The sequence below is a fragment of the Pseudomonas sp. 3B-A001-10F genome (assembly GCF_056313565.1).
Window position 1 is genome coordinate 21877 of sequence record NZ_JBQYFW010000003.1, and the last position, 18448, is coordinate 40324.

The following is an 18448-nucleotide window of genomic DNA, read 5'->3' on the forward strand; positions in this document are numbered from 1 at the left end:
GCATGATGACCCCTCCGGGTTTTCATGCGGCCTTTTTGTTTTGTGCTTGCGGTGGGATCGGCTGATCCACGACACTGTCCGGCCTGTGTGAAGCAAATATTTCGTTGTGGAGAGCGCCGTCATGGCTCACGAACTCTATACCCGCACCAACCAGAAGATCTATTTCGCCGGACTGTCGCTCGAAGCTCTGGCTCGCGCCGAAGAGGGGCGAGCGATGAATTCGCTGGCGTTGATTCAGGCGGGGCGTGAATCGGCGTTGTTTCACCTTTACGGCGCTTTGCTCGGTCTTTGTCACGAGATCGCTGGTTTCTATCGTCTGCCGCAGGCCAATGCTCCACGCGCCGAGATGCTGCTGACACGTGAGGTCCTGGAGTCGATCGCGATTCCCGAGTTGGCCGAGATGGTTGAGTTGGCGGGCAATTCGGAAACCTGGTTGGCAAAACTGCTGGCAGCGCATTCGGCGCTGTTTCAACCGCCACGGGTGCCACACAAGCCCAAAGGGGACGTGACTCAGCCGCTGATTCAGGCGATTAATCTGGATGAAGAAGAAGCGCCAGAAGAGTTGAGTCGAGAGGAGCTGGAGAGCTGGCGGCAAAATCTGAAAGGCTTGGCGATTCGCTTTCGCGAAGGCTTGAACGAGTGCTGAGGGTGATTGACACGGTGGCAATCTGAAACATGCTGCTGGTCAAGATCCCGAGCGAAGCCTGAATGATGTCTATATAATCCCTGCCTTTCGTGGAGAACAGACCTATATGCCAACGTCCTTTCTAGAAATTGTCGAGTTACCAGACGGCCGAATCGAACTGCGCAGGGCTGAGGACGAGGGTTCTCTGGTGACGCTGGATTTCTCCGACGATGCCAAGGCGTTCCTTCAAGGTCAGCATGTAGAAATCGCCAAGGCGATGCTAAGCGTCGGCGTGCAGATGGCCGGTCGTATGGTCGAAGGCGAGTTTGATAAGGAAGAGGGGCCGCGGGTTCTTCATTGATCCGCGCCTTTGCTTTTTAACGTTACCGCTTCAGATCGGCTTCTCTGTCCCTGGAGAAGCCCTGCGCTTCACACAGCGCGTAGTCGCAACCCTCAACCCAAGCGAATATTCAAGCTCTGAGCTTCGCCCGTGCGTGCGGCGCTGATCAGTTGTTGCCGCGAGTGGGTGTTTAGCGGGTTGAGCCAAGTGACCACAGTGTGGCTGCGCCCCAACCGCAGAGCTTCGCACGCCAGTTGCTGGGCGCTTTGAGCACCCCGTGGTTGCAGTAGCAGAATACGTTCGCGGTTCAGGCCGGCATCCCGCAGCCAGGTTTGAGTCAGGCTGGCAGGTGGTGCGATCAACGTAAGCCAGCGTGCATCCTGATCTTCGCTGAGTTCGCGAAGAATCGGGGCGAGCAGGTTCAGGCAGTTCCCGGCCGCACCACGCAGTGACAGCTCACTGAATACTTCGGGTTCGGCATTCCAGGGGCGTTCGACCACGTCTTTCAGGATCGGCGCCATCGGTTGCGCCAGAAACGCTTCGAATAAAGGCAGTTGTGTTTGCTGAGGGGTGTGTGGGAACTGCATAAAGCCTCCTTTAGCGGCGGATTACGCCGACACTCAAGCCTTCGATCACCAGTTCCTGATCTTTCAGGTCGACTTCGATAGGGGCGAACTCGGGGTTTTCGGCAATCAGCCAGACCTTGCTACCTTCACGCTTGAAACGTTTGACCGTCACTTCGTCGCCGATACGGGCAACGACGACCTGGCCATTACGTGCTTCGCGGGTGGTGTGCACGGCAAGAAGGTCGCCGTCGAAAATACCGATGTCCTTCATGCTCATGCCGTGTACGCGCAGCAGATAGTCGGCGCGCGGATGAAAGAAGGCCGGGTTGATGTTGCAGGATTCTTCGATGTGCTGTTGGGCGAGGATCGGCGCGCCGGCAGCGACCCGGCCTATGATTGGCAGGGTAGAGTCGTCGGCTTTGGCTTCAAAGCCGGGTATGCGAATACCGCGAGAAGCGCCCGGTGTCATCTCGATGGCGCCTTTTCGGGCCAGTGCCTTGAGATGTTCTTCAGCCGCGTTTGGCGATTTGAAGCCTAGTTCCTGAGCGATTTCCGCACGGGTTGGCGGGTAGCCGTTGTCTTCAAGGCAGCGTTTGATAAAGGCCAGAATCTCGGCTTGGCGTGGCGTCAGCTTTAGCATATTGAGCGCTCTGTCTTTTTATACAGTGACTGGGATTATATACAGTGAAGCGTCCTTGGCAATGCCCGTTTTTTTGCAGGCCGCCAGACGGTCGGCATTCGTGCTTATTAATGAGTTGGGCTTGTGTGGTTAAATAGCTGACCGACCATTCCCAAAACGAACCGGCAGGCTTGACAAGGCACAGGCTGAAACGTATGTTTCAAACAAGTGTTTGTCAGGCGGAGTAGCCATGGCCCAGTCGGAAACCGTTGAACGCATTCTTGATGCTGCCGAGCAGTTGTTCGCGGAGAAAGGTTTCGCCGAAACCTCATTGCGTTTGATCACCAGCAAGGCCGGCGTCAACCTGGCAGCGGTGAACTATCACTTCGGCTCGAAAAAAGCGCTGATTCAAGCGGTTTTCTCGCGCTTCCTCGGGCCGTTCTGCATCAGCCTCGATAAAGAACTGGAGCGCCGTCAGGCCAAGCCTGAAAACAAGCCGACGCTTGAAGAGTTGCTCGAAATCCTCGTCGAGCAGGCCCTTGTGGTGCAACCACGCAGCGGCAATGACCTGTCGATCTTCATGCGCCTGCTCGGCCTCGCGTTCAGCCAGAGCCAGGGCCACTTGCGCCGTTATCTGGAAGACATGTACGGCAAGGTATTCCGTCGCTACATGTTGCTGGTCAACGAAGCCGCACCACGCATTCCGCCGATCGAGCTGTTCTGGCGCGTGCACTTCATGCTCGGCGCCGCCGCGTTCAGCATGTCTGGCATCAAGGCGTTGCGCGCAATTGCCGAGACCGATTTCGGCGTCAACACCTCCATTGAGCAAGTGATGCGTCTGATGGTGCCGTTCCTCGCTGCGGGCATGCGTGCCGAAACCGGCGTCACTGACGCCGCGATGGCCACCGCGCAACTGCGTCCGCGCAGTAAATCAACGCCGATCGCCGCCAAGGTTTAACCGCGCACGGGTGGGCGCGGCAGCTTGTATCCGCTAAGCTAGCCGCCCATGCCGACTCTCGTTCTGAACCCGAAATCCATAGAAATTGCCGACCTGCCGAGCATTGCTCAGGGTAGCGATTTGCTGCGGATCGGGTTTTTCGTTTTCAAGGAATCTCTATGACTGCTGGCCTGCAAGGCTCGTTGATGGTGGACGTCGCCGGTACCTGGCTGACGGCCGAAGATCGCCAATTGTTGCGTCAGCCCGAAGTGGGCGGCCTGATCATTTTCGCGCGCAACATCGAGCATCCGCGTCAGGTGCGTGAGCTCAGCGCGGCGATTCGGGCGATGCGTCCGGATCTGCTGCTGGCAGTGGATCAAGAGGGCGGTCGCGTGCAGCGCCTGCGTCAGGGCTTCGTGCGCCTGCCGGCCATGCGTGCCATCGCCGACAATCCGAACGCCGAATACCTCGCCGAGCAATGCGGCTGGATCATGGCCACTGAAGTGCTGGCGGTCGGTCTCGACCTGAGTTTCGCCCCGGTGCTGGATCTGGATTACCAGCGCAGCGCTGTTGTCGGCACCCGTTCATTTGAGGGCGATCCGGAGCGCGCCGCAGTGCTTGCCGGAGCGTTCATTCGCGGCATGAAAAGCGCGGGCATGGCGGCCACCGGCAAGCACTTCCCCGGCCACGGCTGGGCCGAAGCCGATTCCCACGTGGCGATCCCGAACGACGAGCGCAGCCTGGACGAGATCCGCGCCAACGATCTCGTGCCCTTCGCCAGACTCAGCAAACAACTGGCCGCTGTGATGCCGGCCCACGTTATCTACCCGCAAGTCGACTCGCAGCCTGCCGGCTTCTCCCGGCGCTGGTTGCAGGACATCCTGCGCGGCGAATTGCAGTTCGACGGTGTGATCTTCAGCGACGACCTGTCGATGGCCGGCGCCCACGTGGTTGGCGATGCCGCCAGTCGTATTGAGGCCGCACTCACGGCCGGTTGCGACATGGGCCTGGTGTGCAACGATCGCGCCGCTGCCGAACTGGCCCTCAGCGCGGCGCAACGCATGAAGGTCAAGCCGTCCGCGCGCATCGCGCGCATGCGCGGTCAGGCATTCGCCAGCACCGATTACCGTCAGGATCCGCGCTGGCTCACCGCCATTGGCGCCCTCAAAGATGCTCAACTGATCGATTAAGGATTTTGCTATGACGGTTTACGCAATCATCGGTGGCACCGGCCTGACCCAGCTCGAAGGCTTGACCATTCGCCAGTCACTGGCGGTGGACACTCCCTACGGCGCGCCATCGGCCGACGTGCAGATCGGTGAATACGCCGGCAAGGAGGTGCTTTTCCTCGCCCGTCACGGCCATCCGCATCGATTCCCGCCGCACAAGGTCAACTACCGCGCCAACCTGTGGGCCCTGAAGCAGGCCGGTGCCGAAGCAATCATTGCCGTTAACGCGGTGGGCGGTATTCATCCAGCGATGGGCACCGGTCATTTCTGCGTGCCGCACCAGATCGTCGACTACACCAGTGGGCGCGAGCACACTTTCTTCGCCGATGATCTGGAGCACGTCACCCATATCGACTTCAGCTTCCCCTACAGCGAGCCGCTGCGTCAGCAGTTGATTGCGGCGGTGGCTGCCGAAGGCTGCGAATACAGCGATCAAGGCGTGTATGCCTGCACTCAGGGCCCGCGTCTGGAAACCGTGGCGGAGATCGTGCGTCTTGAGCGCGATGGCTGCGACATCGTTGGCATGACCGGCATGCCGGAAGCGGCGCTGGCGCGTGAGCTGGATCTGGATTACGCCTGTCTGGCGCTGGTAGTGAACCCAGCCGCGGGCAAGACCACCGAAGTAATTACCATGGCTGAGATCGAGCAGGCCTTGCATGACGGCATGGGCAAGGTGAAGGCGACGTTGGCGCGGGTGTTGGCCGGCTAAGGACTGCCCATGAGCATTATCATCGAACAGCTTAAGTCGTTGGCCTGGGCCCGGGCATTCACTAGCAACGCGCTGGCCAAGGCTCGGGCTTATGCCGCCGATGATCGGGTAGAGATCATCGAGATCGATGACAGAAAGATCGAGGCGTTCTGCGTCGGTTCGGAAGATCAGGCGTATGAACAAACCATTTACCTGTCCGAAGATCGGCTGGGTTCCGTCAACTTGCGTTGCCTGTGCACCTGTCCTGTCTCAATCGACTGCAAACACTGCGCTGCGGTGCTCTATCACCTGCAGGGCAGTGATCATGAAGCGTCCGAAAGTAACGCACAGACCCAGTTGGGTCGGGCGCTGGAACATTGGCTTTCGACCATCCCCGTGCCGGCCAAGCCCGCCGAAGAAGGCGCGCAAACTGCAGGCACGCGCCTGTTTTACAAGCTCAAGCCAACGTCAGTGAGCGGCAAGTGGCTGCTCGATATTTTCAAGGTCTCCCAGCTCAAGAGCGGCGAGTTGCGCGAAGTCAAACCGATGTATTCGCTGGCGGAAATGCTCATGCGTCAGCCCGGCTACCTGTCCGAGCTGGATCTGCGCGTCGCCAGACTGCTGGTTGCCATGCACTCCCATCACGCCTATTACAGCGGCTATCCGCTGGAAGGCAGCAGCGGCGCCGAACTGCTGGAAATGCTCCTGCGCACCTCGCGGCTGTTCCTCGATTTCGAGGATCTGCAACCGTTGATGTCTGGCGCGAAACGCATCGGCCAGTTCGCCTGGGCCGAGCAGGCCGACGGCGGGTTCCGTGCGCAGTGGAGCAGTGCCGAGGCTGCGCAGGAAACCGTGCTGGCGCTGGAGCCGCTTTATTACCTGGATCGTGAACAGCGGCAGATTGGCCCTCTGTTCAATGAACTGGAAGAAAAACTGGCCAGCCATTTGACTCTGGCGCCGGACATTCCGGCGCGTCAGGCCATGCAGTTCAGCCATCGCATGAGCGCGGCAACGAGAATCCCGCCGCCCCACCAACTGACCGAACGAATCATCGACGACGTACTACCGCAGCCGCAACTCACCCTCGTCAGCGGTCGGGAGCGCTCGCGCTGGGAATACGTTCTTGAGCACCGCGCCGCCCTGGTGTTTACCTACAACGGCCAGCCGACGGTGGATCGCAACCCGGAAGTAATGATCCTCAACGGCACCGAAACCCAGCGCATTCAGCGACAGCCTGCGGTGGAAAAGAAACTGCGTCAGATCCTGCAAAAGTTCGGCTTCAAGAAAACCACGCGCAAGAGCTCGCTGGATCGTTCCGGCGAGATGTTCACGTTGCCGGATGATTCCGCCTGGCTCGGGTTTATGCACGAAGGGCTTGCCACGTTGCGCGCCTCGAACTGGGAAGTCGAGATGAGTCCCGGCTTTCATTTCAATGTGCAGCCAGTCGAGCATTGGTACGCGGAGGTCGAGGAAGAGGCCGGGCATCAGTGGTTTGATTTGCAGTTGGGTATTGTCGTCAATGGCCAGCGCTACAGTTTGCTACCGATCCTTCTGCACTTGTTGCGCACCCAGCCGCGCTTGCTTGACCCGGTCAATCTTGCACAACGCAGCGATGACGAAAAACTCCTGATCGAACTGAAACCCAGCGGTTTTGGCGACCCATCGGGCGCCAAGGTCGCGCTGCCGCTGAGTCGGATCAAACCGCTGATGGCCACGCTGGGCGAGTTGTACCTGGGCGGTCATCAGGGCGATGCACTGCGCTTGAGTGTCCCGGATGCCGCGCGCTTGAGTATGCTCGATGGCGTGCCGCTGGATTGGCAGGGTGGCGAGCGGCTGCGCACCTTCGCCAAGCGCTTGCAGAATTCCAGTCACACCCAGGTCGCTGCGCCGACCGGCCTTAACGCGCAACTGCGCCCCTATCAGCTCGAAGGCCTGAACTGGATGCAAACCCTGCGCGAGCTTGAAGTAGGCGGCATTCTGGGCGATGACATGGGGCTGGGCAAAACGCTGCAAACCTTGGCGCATCTGCTCACGGAAAAACACGCCGGACGCCTCGATTGCCCGGCTCTGGCGGTGATGCCGACCAGCCTGATTCCCAACTGGCTCGACGAGGCCGAGCGCTTCACCCCCCAGTTGAAAGTGTTGGCGCTGCACGGCTCGGGGCGGCAAAAGGATTTCGCTGATCTGGCTGGATACGATCTGGTACTGACCACTTACGCTTTGCTGCCGAGGGATCTTGAGGTTCTACAGCCGCAGTTGTGGAGCGTGCTGATTCTCGACGAAGCGCAGAACATCAAGAACCCGCTCAGCAAAGCCGCGCAGGCCGCACGCGATTTGCAGGCCCGCCAGCGCTTGTGCCTGAGCGGCACGCCATTGGAAAACCACTTGGGCGAGCTTTGGTCGCAGTTTCATTTCCTCATGCCCGGTTGGCTCGGCGACAGCAAGTCCTTCAATCGCGATTACCGCACGCCAATCGAGAAGCACGGCAATGTTCAGCGCATGCAGCACCTGACAGCGCGCATCAAGCCGTTTTTGTTGCGCCGCAAAAAGGATCAGGTGGCCACCGAACTGCCGCCGAAAACCGAAATTGTCCATTGGGTCGATCTCAGCGACGGCCAACGGGATGTCTATGAAACGGTTCGCGTGGCGATGGACAAAAAAGTCCGCGACGAAATCGCCCGCAGTGGCGTGGCGCGCAGTCAGATCATCATTCTGGATGCCTTGCTCAAGCTGCGGCAGGTCTGTTGCGACCTGCGCCTGATCAACATGCCGCTGACAGCGAAGGCGCTGCGCTCCGGCAGTGGCAAGCTGGTCAGCCTGTTGGAGATGCTCGAAGAGTTGCTCGGCGAAGGTCGAAGAATCCTGCTGTTTTCGCAGTTCACCTCGATGCTCGCCTTGATCGAGGAAGAATTGCAGCAACGTGACATTGCCTATTCGCTGCTGACCGGGGACACCACGGATCGACGCACACCGGTGAAGGATTTTCAGGGCGGCAAGGTGCCGCTGTTTCTCATCAGTCTCAAAGCGGGCGGTACCGGTTTGAACCTGACCGCTGCGGACACGGTGATTCACTTCGACCCTTGGTGGAACCCGGCGGTGGAGAATCAGGCCACCGATCGTGCGTATCGAATCGGGCAAAACAACCCGGTGTTCGTTTACAAGCTGATTGCTCGTGGCACGGTAGAGGAAAAAATACAGGCGCTGCAGCAGGAGAAAGCGGCGTTGGCCGGAGCGGTGCTTGAGGGCGGGACGACAGGTGGCTGGAAGCTGGAGCAGAGTGACATTGAGGCGCTGTTTGCACCGTTGCCGGTTTCCAAGGATTGAGCCTGGGTTTTAAACGTTATACCGAGGTGAGCCATTCGCGAGCCTGCTCGCGAAAGCTATCTAACAGGCGACGCAGATATCAACGCTTGTCGGGCTTATCCGGCAACGGCGCAAACAACGCCTCGATATCATCACTCTGCAACTTCCAGTCCCCGGCCTTGCGCCCATCCAGCACGCCCGCTGCCAAGTCAGATTTTTCCTTTTGCAGGTGCTGAATCTTCTCCTCCACGGTGCCCCGGGCAATCATCTTGTAGACGAACACCGGTTTCTCCTGGCCGATCCGATAGGCGCGATCCGTCGCCTGATTCTCGGTGGCCGGGTTCCACCACGGGTCGTAATGAATCACCGTGTCGGCCTCGGTCAGGTTCAAACCGACGCCGCCGGCCTTCAGGCTGATCAGAAAGATCTGACGCTTGCCACTCTGGAATTCCTTCACCGGCGTGCGCCGATCCCGGGTCTGGCCGGTCAGTAGCGCGTAGGACACGTTACGTTTTTTCAGCTCTTCCTCGATCAACGACAGCATCGAAGTGAACTGCGAAAACAGCAGAATCCGCCGGCCTTCCTCGAACAACTCCTCGAGCATTTCCATCAAACTGTCGAGCTTGCCTGACGTGCTGCCGCGAGCGGGCAGGGTGGCGTCATTGACCAGGCGCAGATCGCAGCAAACCTGACGCAACTTGAGCAGCGCCTCAAGAATGATGATCTGGCTGCGCGCCACGCCTTTGCGGGTGATCTCGTCGCGGACCTTCTTGTCCATCGCCAGGCGCATGGTTTCATATACATCGCGCTGCGCTTCGTTGAGATCGACCCAATGGATGATCTCGGTTTTCGGCGGCAACTCGGTCGCCACTTGTTCCTTGGTGCGGCGCAGCAGGAACGGTTTTATCCGACCGTTGAGGTGCTGAAGCCTGACTTCACTGCCGCGCTTTTCAATCGGTACACGGTAATCGGCGTTGAAGCTTTTTACGTCGCCGAGCCAGCCCGGCAACAGGAAGTGAAACAGCGACCACAGCTCGCCCAAGTGGTTTTCCAGCGGCGTGCCGCTGAGGCACAAGCGCTGACGCGCATTCAGCTCGCGCGCGGCTTGAGCGGCTTTGCTGTTCGGATTCTTGATGTACTGCGCTTCATCCAGCACCAGCACATGCAGCGGCTGTTTGGCCAGACGTTCGACGTCTTTCGGCAGCAGGGCGTAGGTGGTGAGGATCAGGTCGAAGTCGGCCAGGTTATCGAAATGCTTTTTGCGAGTGGCGCCATACAGGGCAACCACTTTCAGTTGCGGGGTAAAGTGCGCCGCCTCATCGAGCCAGTTCGGAATCAGGCTGGTCGGCATCACCACCATGCACGGACGATCGAGACGTCCGGCGTTTTTCTCGCTGAGAATATGCGCCAGGGTCTGTAGGGTTTTACCCAGCCCCATGTCATCCGCAAGAATCCCGCCGACTTCCAGTTGCCGCAGCGATTGCATCCAGCTCAAGCCTTCGAGCTGATAAGGGCGCAACGTCGCATTCAAACCTTCCGGTGCTTCTGCGCTGAAATCACGAATATCACGCAGACGTTGGGCAAACGTGCGGATCTGTTCGCCGCCCTCCCACAGCAGCGGAAGGCCTTCCAGCGAATTGAGACGAGTGGCATCGGCCTTGCTCAGGCGCAGGGTGGTTTCGCCCGGCTCTTGTAAGTAAAACTCCCCGAGCGTCATCAGCACCGGCTTCAGCCGGCCCAGGGGTAAGGCCACCTGCAACGGCCCGTGCTCGCTGTTGCGCTGCGGAATATTCACCAGAATCAGCTCGTCATCGCGGCGGCGCGCCAGGCGTTCCGGGTTGAGGATTTCCGCGTGCGAGCGCATCAGATTGAGCAAGATAGGCAACAGACTCAGGCGCTCACCATTGACGATGATCCCCAGTTCCAGATCAAACCAATCGCGTTCCGGCACCTGCTCGACGGTGGCGTACCAGTCATCAACGGCGGTCAGGTCAAAACCGAATTCCTCGTCGATCTGCAGTTCCCAGCCTTGGCTGCGCAGTTTCGGCAGGTCGTTGAGGGTGAACGTCAGCCAAGCGCTGTCATTGACCATTTCGTACAGCTCGCCAGCGCTCTCCGGCAGGGCTTTGCTCTGGCGGGTGGCGATGCGAAAGCCGAGGATGCGCAACTGTTCGCGGTACGACTGCTCGACATCCGGATGGCGTTTGACGCGCAGCGTCTGGCTTTCCTGGCGAATCAGGATGTCGCTGTTCTTTTGTCCGCTGACGTATTCATCCAGATAGCTGAACGACAACGCCGCGCGATGCTGAATGTAGCGCTGCATCTTGCCGTTGCGCGGTTCGAAGGCGCTGAACTCGACGCTGGCCAGCCATAGGCGCGGCATTGGCTGCACATTGTCGACCAGCACTTGCGGTGGCGCCTTCGGGCTGCGGTTTTCCAGCACGGCTTGCAGCTTTTCCAAGAGTTCGGCGTCTTTGGCGGCGGCAGGGTAATCGAGGGTTTCCTGCACTTTCAGGAGCACCGCTGCGCAGTGTTTGCAGTTGCTGCGAACCGGGCAGGTGCAGCTTGCATCGACCAGGAGCAAGGTGCTTTTGGCGGATTCGCGCAGCTGGATGGTCTGGCGGTAAACGTTACCGCCAGAGCCTTCGCAACTGGCGGTGATGGTCGCATCGCCGACCTGGGCGATGCGTACCCGGTTTTCCAGGGCATAGCGGCGGCCACGCTCCAGGCTCTGTTCCTTGAATCGGCTGACCCAGGAGGGTGCCAGCGGTTTACTCAGGGGCGGGGACATAAGGACTTCGATCAGTCCGGAATCGCTTCAGGCGCTTCCCGTGGCGCTGGCGCGGTCAGGGAAGTGATCTTGATCAGCAAGGCCAGATGGCCGTTGTCCAGGTAGTTGAGTTGGCCGTTCTTGGTGTGACTGTCCTGTTTCAGGCGCTCGCTGGCGGTGACCAGGCCATTGGCGTCGATCTGATTGACCCAGAAATCGGCGTTCACATCGGTGAAACGCCCCAGTTTCATTTCCAGCGTGCCCTCGATCGGGAATTGACCGAACTGCTCCTGACCGTCGCTGACTGCCACTTTTGCCGGTGCTTCGCCAAGGGTTTGCTGCCAGGCTTTGTGCATCAGCACGCTGTAGTCGCCGCTGGCCGTGAGTTTGCTGACGACGTCATTCAACGCCGGTGTGCGTTTGCTGTCGTCGCTCAAACGCTGGGCGCCAGCGGCCCAGTCTTCCGGCGCGGCGCGGCTGACGATTGCCGGCACGGCGTTCTGGCGCACCAGAATCATTTCGACCTGATACAGGTCATCGGCGAAAGCCGAAGGGGCTACCAAAGCAAGTAGCAAAGTCACTGAGCGGAACAGGCGCATTGGGCGTCCTTCAAACAGATTTCGGGAGGAGGCGCTCAAACAGCGCCTCTACAGTATTAAAGCGCTCTTCCGGACGTTCCATCGGTACCTGGAATTTGAACATCGTCGCGCCTTCGAATTTATAGCGTTTTGGCTGGCTCTGGATCAGCTTTATCAGCGTCATCGGGTCGACCGGGGTTTGCGCGGCGAACTCAATACGCCCACCTTGCGGGCCACCATCGACCTTCTTGATGCCCAATTGCTCGGCCTGCAACTTCAGCGCTGTGATGCGCACCAGATTCTTCGTCGGTTCCGGTAGCAGGCCGAAGCGGTCGATCATCTCGACTTGCAGATCTTTCAGGCCTTCCTCGTCGGTGGCCGAAGCGATGCGTTTGTACAAAATCAGACGCGCGTGAACGTCCGGCAGGTAGTCTTCCGGAATCAGCGCCGGCACTCGCAGATTGACTTCCGGGCCACCGCCCAGCGGTTGATCAAGGTTCGGTTGCTCGCCCTTGCGGATCGATTTCACCGCGCGTTCGAGCATCTCCATGTACAGCGTGAAGCCCACGGCCTGAATCTGCCCGCTCTGGCCATCGCCGAGCAGTTCGCCGGCACCACGGATTTCCAGGTCGTTGGTCGCGAGCACGAAACCGGCGCCGAGATCCTGAGTATTGGCAATCGCTTCCAGACGCTTTTCCGCGTCCGAAGTGATTTGCTGGCGCGGCGGCGTCAGCAGGTAGGCGTAAGCCTGGTGGTGACTGCGGCCGACACGACCACGCAACTGGTGCAGTTGTGCCAGGCCGAACTTGTCGGCGCGCTCGATGATGATGGTATTGGCGCTCGGCACGTCGATGCCGGTCTCGATGATGGTCGAGGCGATCAGCACGTTGAAGCGTTTGTGATAGAAGTCGCTCATCACCTGTTCGAGTTCGCGCTCGCGCATCTGTCCGTGACCGATGCCGATGCGGGCTTCCGGCACCAGTTCGGCGAGATCGGCGGCGCACTTCTCGATGGTTTTCACATCGTTGTGCAGGTAGTAAACCTGGCCGCCGCGCAGCAGTTCACGGAGCAGGGCCTCTTTGACCGTGCTCTTGTTCTGCTCCATGACGAAAGTGCGCACCGACAGGCGTCGCGCTGGCGGTGTGGCGATGATCGACAAGTCGCGCATGCCCGACACCGCCATGTTCAGCGTGCGCGGAATCGGTGTGGCGGTCAGCGTAAGAATGTCGACTTCGCTGCGCAGGGCCTTGAGCTGTTCTTTCTGACGCACACCGAAACGGTGTTCTTCGTCGATGATCACCAGCCCGAGGTTTTTGATTTTCACATCGTCGGACAGCAGCTTGTGCGTACCAATGACGATGTCGATTTTGCCTTCGGCCAGATCAGCGATAGCCGCGTTCACTTCCTTGGCCGACTTGAAGCGGCTCATCACTTCCACGGTTACCGGCCAGTCGGCGAAGCGGTCGCGGAAGCTGTTGTAATGCTGCTGGGCGAGCAGGGTGGTCGGCACCAGAATCGCCACCTGACGACCGCCGTGCACGGCGATGAATGCCGCACGCATGGCCACTTCGGTCTTGCCGAAACCGACATCGCCGCAGACCAGGCGATCCATTGGTTTCGGCGCGAGCATGTCTTCGCGCACGGCTTCAATGGTCGATTGCTGGTCCGGGGTTTCTTCGAACGGGAAACCGGCGCTGAACGTCGCGTAATCGGCTTTCGGGTCGGCGAATGCATAACCTTCGCGAGCGGCACGCCGGGCATAGATGTCGAGCAGTTCAGCGGCAACATCGCGCACCTGTTCGGCGGCTTTGCGCTTGGCCTTCTGCCAGGTTTCCGAGCCGAGGCGGTGCAGCGGGGCCAGCGCATCGTCGCTGCCGGTGTAGCGCGCAATCAAATGCAGGTTAGCTACGGGCACGTAAAGCTTGGCGTTCTCGGCGTATTCGAGGGTGAGGAATTCGGCGGGCTGATTGTCGATTTCGAGAATCGTCAGACCCAGATAGCGACCGACACCATGATCAATGTGCACCACCGGCGCGCCTTCGCGCAGCTCGGTGAGGTTTTTGATCACCGCATCGTTATTGCCGTCGGCACGCTTCTCGCGGCGGCGGCGTTGCATCACGCGTTGGCCGAACAGCGGACTTTCCGCGACCAGGGCCAGCGCCGGGTCATCGAGCATCAGGCCTTCATCGAGCGGGGCAATGGTGATCGCCAGACGATCCTTGCTCGCGACGAAGTCCGGCCAGCTGTCGACGGTTTTCGGTCGCAGCTTCAGGCGTTCAAGCAACTCCAGCAGGACTTCGCGACGGCCGGCGGATTCGGCGGTGAACAGCACGCGTCCGGGGAATTCATCGAGAAATGCCGACAGTGCCGCCAGCGGTTGCGTGGCTTTGGCCTCGATTGCCAGATTCGGCAGGGCTTGCGCGGGGAAGCGCTCGCGGCCGACGCCGGTTTCCACGTCTTGTTGACTGGCGACCACACGTGGCCAGCTCTTCAAACGGGCGAAACAGTCTTCCACCGGCAGGAACAACTCTGCCGGCGGCAATAAAGGACGCGAAGGGTCGACGCGACGCTCTTCATAACGATTGCGCACGTCGTTCCAGAAGTTTTCCGCCGCTTGCTCGATGCCCGGCAGAGAGAACACCTGGGTGTCTTGCGGCAGGTAATCGAACAGGGTCGAGGTTTCGTCGAAGAACAGCGGCAGGTAGTACTCGATACCGGCCGGAGTGATGCCGCTGCTCAGATCCTGAAAGATCGGGCAGCGACGGAAGTCGACGTCGAAACGCTCGCGAAAGCGTGCCTTGAAACGGGTGACCGCGTCTTTCTGTAGCGGGAACTCACGGGCCGGCAGCAGCTTGACCGATTCGACCTTGTCGATGGAGCGCTGGTTTTCCGGGTCGAAGGTGCGCAGGGTTTCGATTTCGTCATCGAACAGGTCGATGCGATACGGCAACTTGCTGCCCATCGGAAACAGGTCGATCAACGCACCGCGCACGGTGAACTCGCCGTGCTCATAAACCGTATCGACGTAGCGATAGCCACTGGCTTCGAGTCGCGAACGCATCTGTTCAACATCGAGCTTCTGCCCGACATCCAGCACCAGGCTGCTGCCGAGCAGGAATTTCGTCGGCGCCAAACGGTGCAACGCTGTGGTGATCGGCACCACCAGCACGCCATGCGCCAGTTCCGGCAGCCTATATAAGCTGGCGATGCGCTGGGAAATGATGTCCTGGTGGGGCGAGAACAGGTCGTACGGCAGGGTTTCCCAGTCAGGGAAATGCAGAACGGGCAAATCCGGGGCGAAGAAACTCAGCTCCTGTTCCAGTCGTTCAGCACTCTGGCTGTCGGCGGTCAGTAGCAGGGTGAAGCGCGTGGCAGCGCTGGCAGCCTCGGCAATCGCCAGGCTGAGGGCAGCACCGGGCAGATTGCCCCAATGCTGTTTACCTGCCTCGGCAGGGAGTAGCGGTAGACGCAGAACGGGCACGGAAGGTTGAGCTCCAGGCTTTGCGACAAAGTCGGTAATTGTAGCGGCGTCCGGTGCCGCCTGTCAGTTGCAGACTACGTCTATCTTCGCTGTTTGGACGAAATGTAGTGGTAACCATAAAAACCAGCCGTTTTTTTGTGGTTATGTAGTGCCGAAAGTGGCTGGTGTTACGGAGGGTTACAGACATCGTCTAACAGTCGTCGAAAAATTGACTGCGCTGAAAGCCCCGGTTTTACTGGGCTTGAGAGAGGCGTAATTTTTTTGAACGGAATTTTGTTACCGATTTCGCGACAAGCGCACATTGCTACAAGAGGTTGTCGGCGGCATAATGTAGCCCCTTTTTTCTGCCCCTACATGTGGAAGGTTACCGTGACTCAGAAGCCCGACCAGTGTCTTGGTGAATGGATCGACCGTGAAGCACTCGCAGAAGCGATGATTCCGCTTATCGGTCAGCTCTACCGCAATAACAACGTGGTGAGCTCGATCTATGGCCGCAGCCTGATCAACCAGTCTGTCATCGCGATTCTCAAAGCTCACCGCTTTGCGCGCCACCGTTCTTCCGACGACAGCGAACTCTCCGTCCACGAAACATTCCCACTGCTCAAAGCCATGAGCGAGCTCAAGCTCGGCGCGGCTTCGGTAGACCTGGGCAAGTTGGCGTTCAAATTCCGTAACGAAGGCAATGGCCGCAGCGCCGAGCAATTCGTTCGTGAAGAAATGGCTGACGTGGTTGGCCAGCAAAACGCTTCCGCACGTAAAGGCACTGACGTTGTGCTGTACGGCTTCGGTCGTATCGGCCGTCTGCTGGCGCGCATCCTGATCGAAAAAACCGGTGGTGGCGACGGCCTGCGTTTGCGTGCCATCGTTGTGCGCAAAGGCGCCGACAACGACCTGACCAAACGCGCCAGCCTGCTGCGTCGCGATTCGGTCCATGGTTCGTTCAACGGCACCATTACCATCGACGAAGAAAACAACACCATCACCGCCAACGGTAACCTGATCCAGGTGATCTACGCGAAGAACCCGACCGAGGTGGATTACACCCAGTACGGCATCAAAGATGCGCTGCTGGTGGACAACACCGGGGTATGGCGTGACGCCGATGGTCTGGGCCAGCACCTGCAATGCCCGGGTGTCGCCCGCGTTGTTCTCACCGCGCCTGGCAAAGGCAAGCTGAAGAACATCGTTCACGGCATCAACCACAACGAAATCACCGCTGACGACAAGATCGTGTCCGCCGCTTCCTGCACCACCAACGCCATCGTGCCGGTGCTGAAAGCTGTGAATGACAAGTTCGGCATCATCAACGGTCACGTCGAAACCGTTCACTCGTACACCAACGACCAGAACCTGATCGACAACTTCCACAAGGGCGATCGCCGTGGCCGTAGCGCCGCGCTGAACATGGTCATCACCGAGACCGGTGCTGCCACCGCTGCTGCCAAGGCCCTGCCTGAGCTGGCCGGCAAGCTGACCGGTAACGCGATCCGCGTTCCGACGCCAAACGTGTCGATGGCCATTCTCAACCTCAACCTTGAGAAAGCTGCCACCCGTGAAGAGATGAACGAGTACCTGCGCTACATGGCGCTGCACTCCGATCTGCACAAGCAAATCGACTTCGTCAACTCGCAGGAAGTGGTTTCGACTGACTTCGTGGGCTCGCGCCACGCCGGTGTGGTCGACGCTGAAGCGACCATCGTTCAGGACAACCGCGTTGTTCTGTACGTCTGGTACGACAACGAGTTCGGCTACAGCTGCCAGGTGGTTCGCGTGATGGAAGACATGGCCGGTGTAAACCCGCCAGCGTTCCCGCGCTAAGCACTCGTTGCAAATGAAAACGCCCCGACTTAGGTCGGGGCGTTTTTGTTTGTGTGCCGTTTAGAGCTGTGTTGTCAGTGCTGGCCTCTTCGCGAGCAGGCTCGCTCCCACAGGGGATTGTCTGAGCGACACAGATCCAGTGTGGGAGCGAGCCTGCTCGCGAAAGCGTTCTATCGAGTGCCGCCGGGTATGGCTGCTTGCGCGGTGCGCAGTTCATGCTTATTGCCGCGGAACAACACCAGCGTTGCAATCAATCCCAACACCGCCGCACCACTGAGCCAGATCCCCGGCGCAGCCTTGTTGTCCAGCACATGAATCAGGTAAGTACACGCCGCCGGGGTAAACCCGCCGAACGTCGCGGTTGCCAGGCTGTAAGTCAGCGAGAAGCCGGTCGTGCGCACCTCCACTGGCATGATCTCGGTCAGCGCCACCACCATCGCGCCGTTGTACGAACCGTAGAGGAACGACAGCCACAACTCGACAATCAGCAAATGGCTGAAGCTCGGGTTCGCCACCAGCCACGACAGCGCCGGGTAGGCGGTCAGGATCGCCAGAATCGTCGCCGCCAGCAGTAAGGGTTTACGGCCGATCTTGTCAGACACCGAGCCCATCACCGGCAACCAGAAGAAGTTCGACAGGCCGATGCATACCGTCACCAGCAACGCGTCGAAATCCGACAGGTGCAGCTCAGCCTTGCCGAACGTCGGGGTGTACGCGGTGATCAGGTAGAACGACACCGTGGTCATCACCACCAACGCCATGCCGGCGATGACGATGCCAAAGTTCTGACCGATCGAACGGACGATTTCCCGCAGGGTAGGGCGGTGTTTTCTGGCCTGGAACTCCGGCGTCTCCTCCAGCGAGCGGCGAATGACGAAGATTACCGGCACAATCATGCAGCCGATCAGGAACGGCACGCGCCAGCCCCAATCGCCCATTTGTTCCGGGCTCAGCCAGTGATTGAGGCCGACCCCGAGCAGGCCGGCGAAAACCACTGCCGCTTGCTGACTGGCGGATTGCCAACTGACAAAGAAGCCCTTGCGGCCCGGGGTGGCGATCTCTGCCAGATAGACAGATACGCCGCCCAGTTCTACGCCAGCGGAAAAGCCTTGCAGCAAGCGACCGAACAGCACGATCAGTGGCGCGGCAACGCCGAGGGTCGCGTAGCCTGGCACACAGGCAATCAGCACCGTACCGGCAGCCATCAACGCCAGCGTGATGATCAGCCCTTGGCGACGGCCATGGCGGTCGATATAGGCGCCGAGGAAAATCGCCCCGAGCGGTCGCATCAGGAAGCCGGCACCAAAGGTTGCCAGTGAAAGCATCAGCGAAGCGAAGGCGCTGTCGGTAGGGAAGAAGGTCTTGGCAATGGCTGTGGCGTAAAAGCCGTAGACCATGAAGTCGAACATTTCGAGGAAGTTGCCGCTGACAACGCGAAAAATCGCTTTGCCTTTGCCCGTGGTGGAGGACATGTTCAGGTACTCACTATTGGAT

At 59.5% G+C, this 18448-nt stretch carries 13 protein-coding genes; 7 read left to right on the top strand and 6 right to left on the bottom strand.

Translation table 11 applies throughout. The features are described from left to right. The first annotated feature begins 121 nt into the window (after positions 1–121). Together AC0ZWN_RS04185 and AC0ZWN_RS04190 are read left to right on the top strand one after the other, a co-directional pair. Positions 122–646, top strand: coding sequence for a DUF6586 family protein (locus AC0ZWN_RS04185; protein ID WP_007910470.1), 525 nt, complete (start codon positions 122–124; stop codon positions 644–646). Positions 647–752: 106 nt separating this feature from the next. Then, positions 753–986, top strand: a complete 234-nt coding sequence (locus AC0ZWN_RS04190) for a hypothetical protein (protein ID WP_007910471.1) — start codon at positions 753–755, stop codon at positions 984–986. Between the two features lie 92 nt (positions 987–1078). On the opposite strand, the gene sulA is transcribed toward AC0ZWN_RS04190, so the two are convergent. Together sulA and lexA are read right to left on the bottom strand one after the other, a co-directional pair. Then, entirely contained in the window at positions 1079–1552 is a 474-nt protein-coding gene (gene sulA / locus AC0ZWN_RS04195; RefSeq protein WP_095050467.1) for an SOS-induced cell division inhibitor SulA, read from the bottom strand. A gap of 10 nt (positions 1553–1562) precedes the next feature. Beyond that, positions 1563–2171, bottom strand: a complete 609-nt coding sequence (lexA, locus tag AC0ZWN_RS04200; protein ID WP_003226590.1) for a transcriptional repressor LexA — start codon at positions 2169–2171, stop codon at positions 1563–1565. A 229-nt stretch (positions 2172–2400) separates the two neighbouring features. Between lexA and AC0ZWN_RS04205 the strand changes: the two genes are divergently transcribed. From AC0ZWN_RS04205 to AC0ZWN_RS04220, 4 genes are all read left to right on the top strand, one after another. Beyond that, positions 2401–3108, top strand: a complete 708-nt coding sequence (locus AC0ZWN_RS04205; protein ID WP_476334137.1) for a TetR/AcrR family transcriptional regulator — start codon at positions 2401–2403, stop codon at positions 3106–3108. 158 nt (positions 3109–3266) lie between these two features. Beyond that, positions 3267–4277, top strand: a complete 1011-nt coding sequence (gene nagZ / locus AC0ZWN_RS04210; RefSeq protein ID WP_476334138.1) for a beta-N-acetylhexosaminidase — start codon at positions 3267–3269, stop codon at positions 4275–4277. A 10-nt stretch (positions 4278–4287) separates the two neighbouring features. Beyond that, the gene (locus tag AC0ZWN_RS04215) at positions 4288–5025 is read left to right on the top strand and encodes an S-methyl-5'-thioinosine phosphorylase (RefSeq protein WP_476334140.1); all 738 of its coding nucleotides are present in this window, start codon (positions 4288–4290) and stop codon (positions 5023–5025) included. Positions 5026–5034: 9 nt separating this feature from the next. Beyond that, the gene (locus tag AC0ZWN_RS04220; protein WP_476334141.1) at positions 5035–8328 is read left to right on the top strand and encodes a DEAD/DEAH box helicase; all 3294 of its coding nucleotides are present in this window, start codon (positions 5035–5037) and stop codon (positions 8326–8328) included. Between the two features lie 79 nt (positions 8329–8407). Here the strand turns inward: AC0ZWN_RS04220 and AC0ZWN_RS04225 are convergent, their stop codons facing one another. Genes AC0ZWN_RS04225 through mfd form a run of 3 tightly spaced genes read right to left on the bottom strand, consistent with a single transcriptional unit; the run spans position 8408 to position 15136 of the window. Beyond that, complete coding sequence (locus tag AC0ZWN_RS04225) at positions 8408–11098, bottom strand: SNF2-related protein (protein ID WP_476334142.1); 2691 nt, start codon at positions 11096–11098, stop codon at positions 8408–8410. Between the two features lie 11 nt (positions 11099–11109). Further along, positions 11110–11676 (bottom strand): CsiV family protein, encoded by a 567-nt coding sequence (locus tag AC0ZWN_RS04230; protein WP_093433687.1) that lies wholly within the window; start codon positions 11674–11676, stop codon positions 11110–11112. Between the two features lie 10 nt (positions 11677–11686). Continuing rightward, positions 11687–15136 (bottom strand): transcription-repair coupling factor, encoded by a 3450-nt coding sequence (gene mfd, locus AC0ZWN_RS04235; RefSeq protein ID WP_476334144.1) that lies wholly within the window; start codon positions 15134–15136, stop codon positions 11687–11689. A gap of 354 nt (positions 15137–15490) precedes the next feature. On the opposite strand from mfd, the gene AC0ZWN_RS04240 reads away from it, so the two are divergent. Then, positions 15491–16954: a glyceraldehyde-3-phosphate dehydrogenase gene (locus tag AC0ZWN_RS04240; protein ID WP_093433692.1), complete on the top strand. Its 1464-nt coding sequence runs from the start codon at positions 15491–15493 to the stop codon at positions 16952–16954. 170 nt (positions 16955–17124) lie between these two features. Here AC0ZWN_RS04240 and tcuC read toward each other — a convergent pair whose 3' ends face one another. Continuing rightward, the gene (gene tcuC / locus AC0ZWN_RS04245; RefSeq protein ID WP_476334146.1) at positions 17125–18426 is read right to left on the bottom strand and encodes a tricarballylate/proton symporter TcuC; all 1302 of its coding nucleotides are present in this window, start codon (positions 18424–18426) and stop codon (positions 17125–17127) included. Positions 18427–18448: the final 22 nt, after the last annotated feature.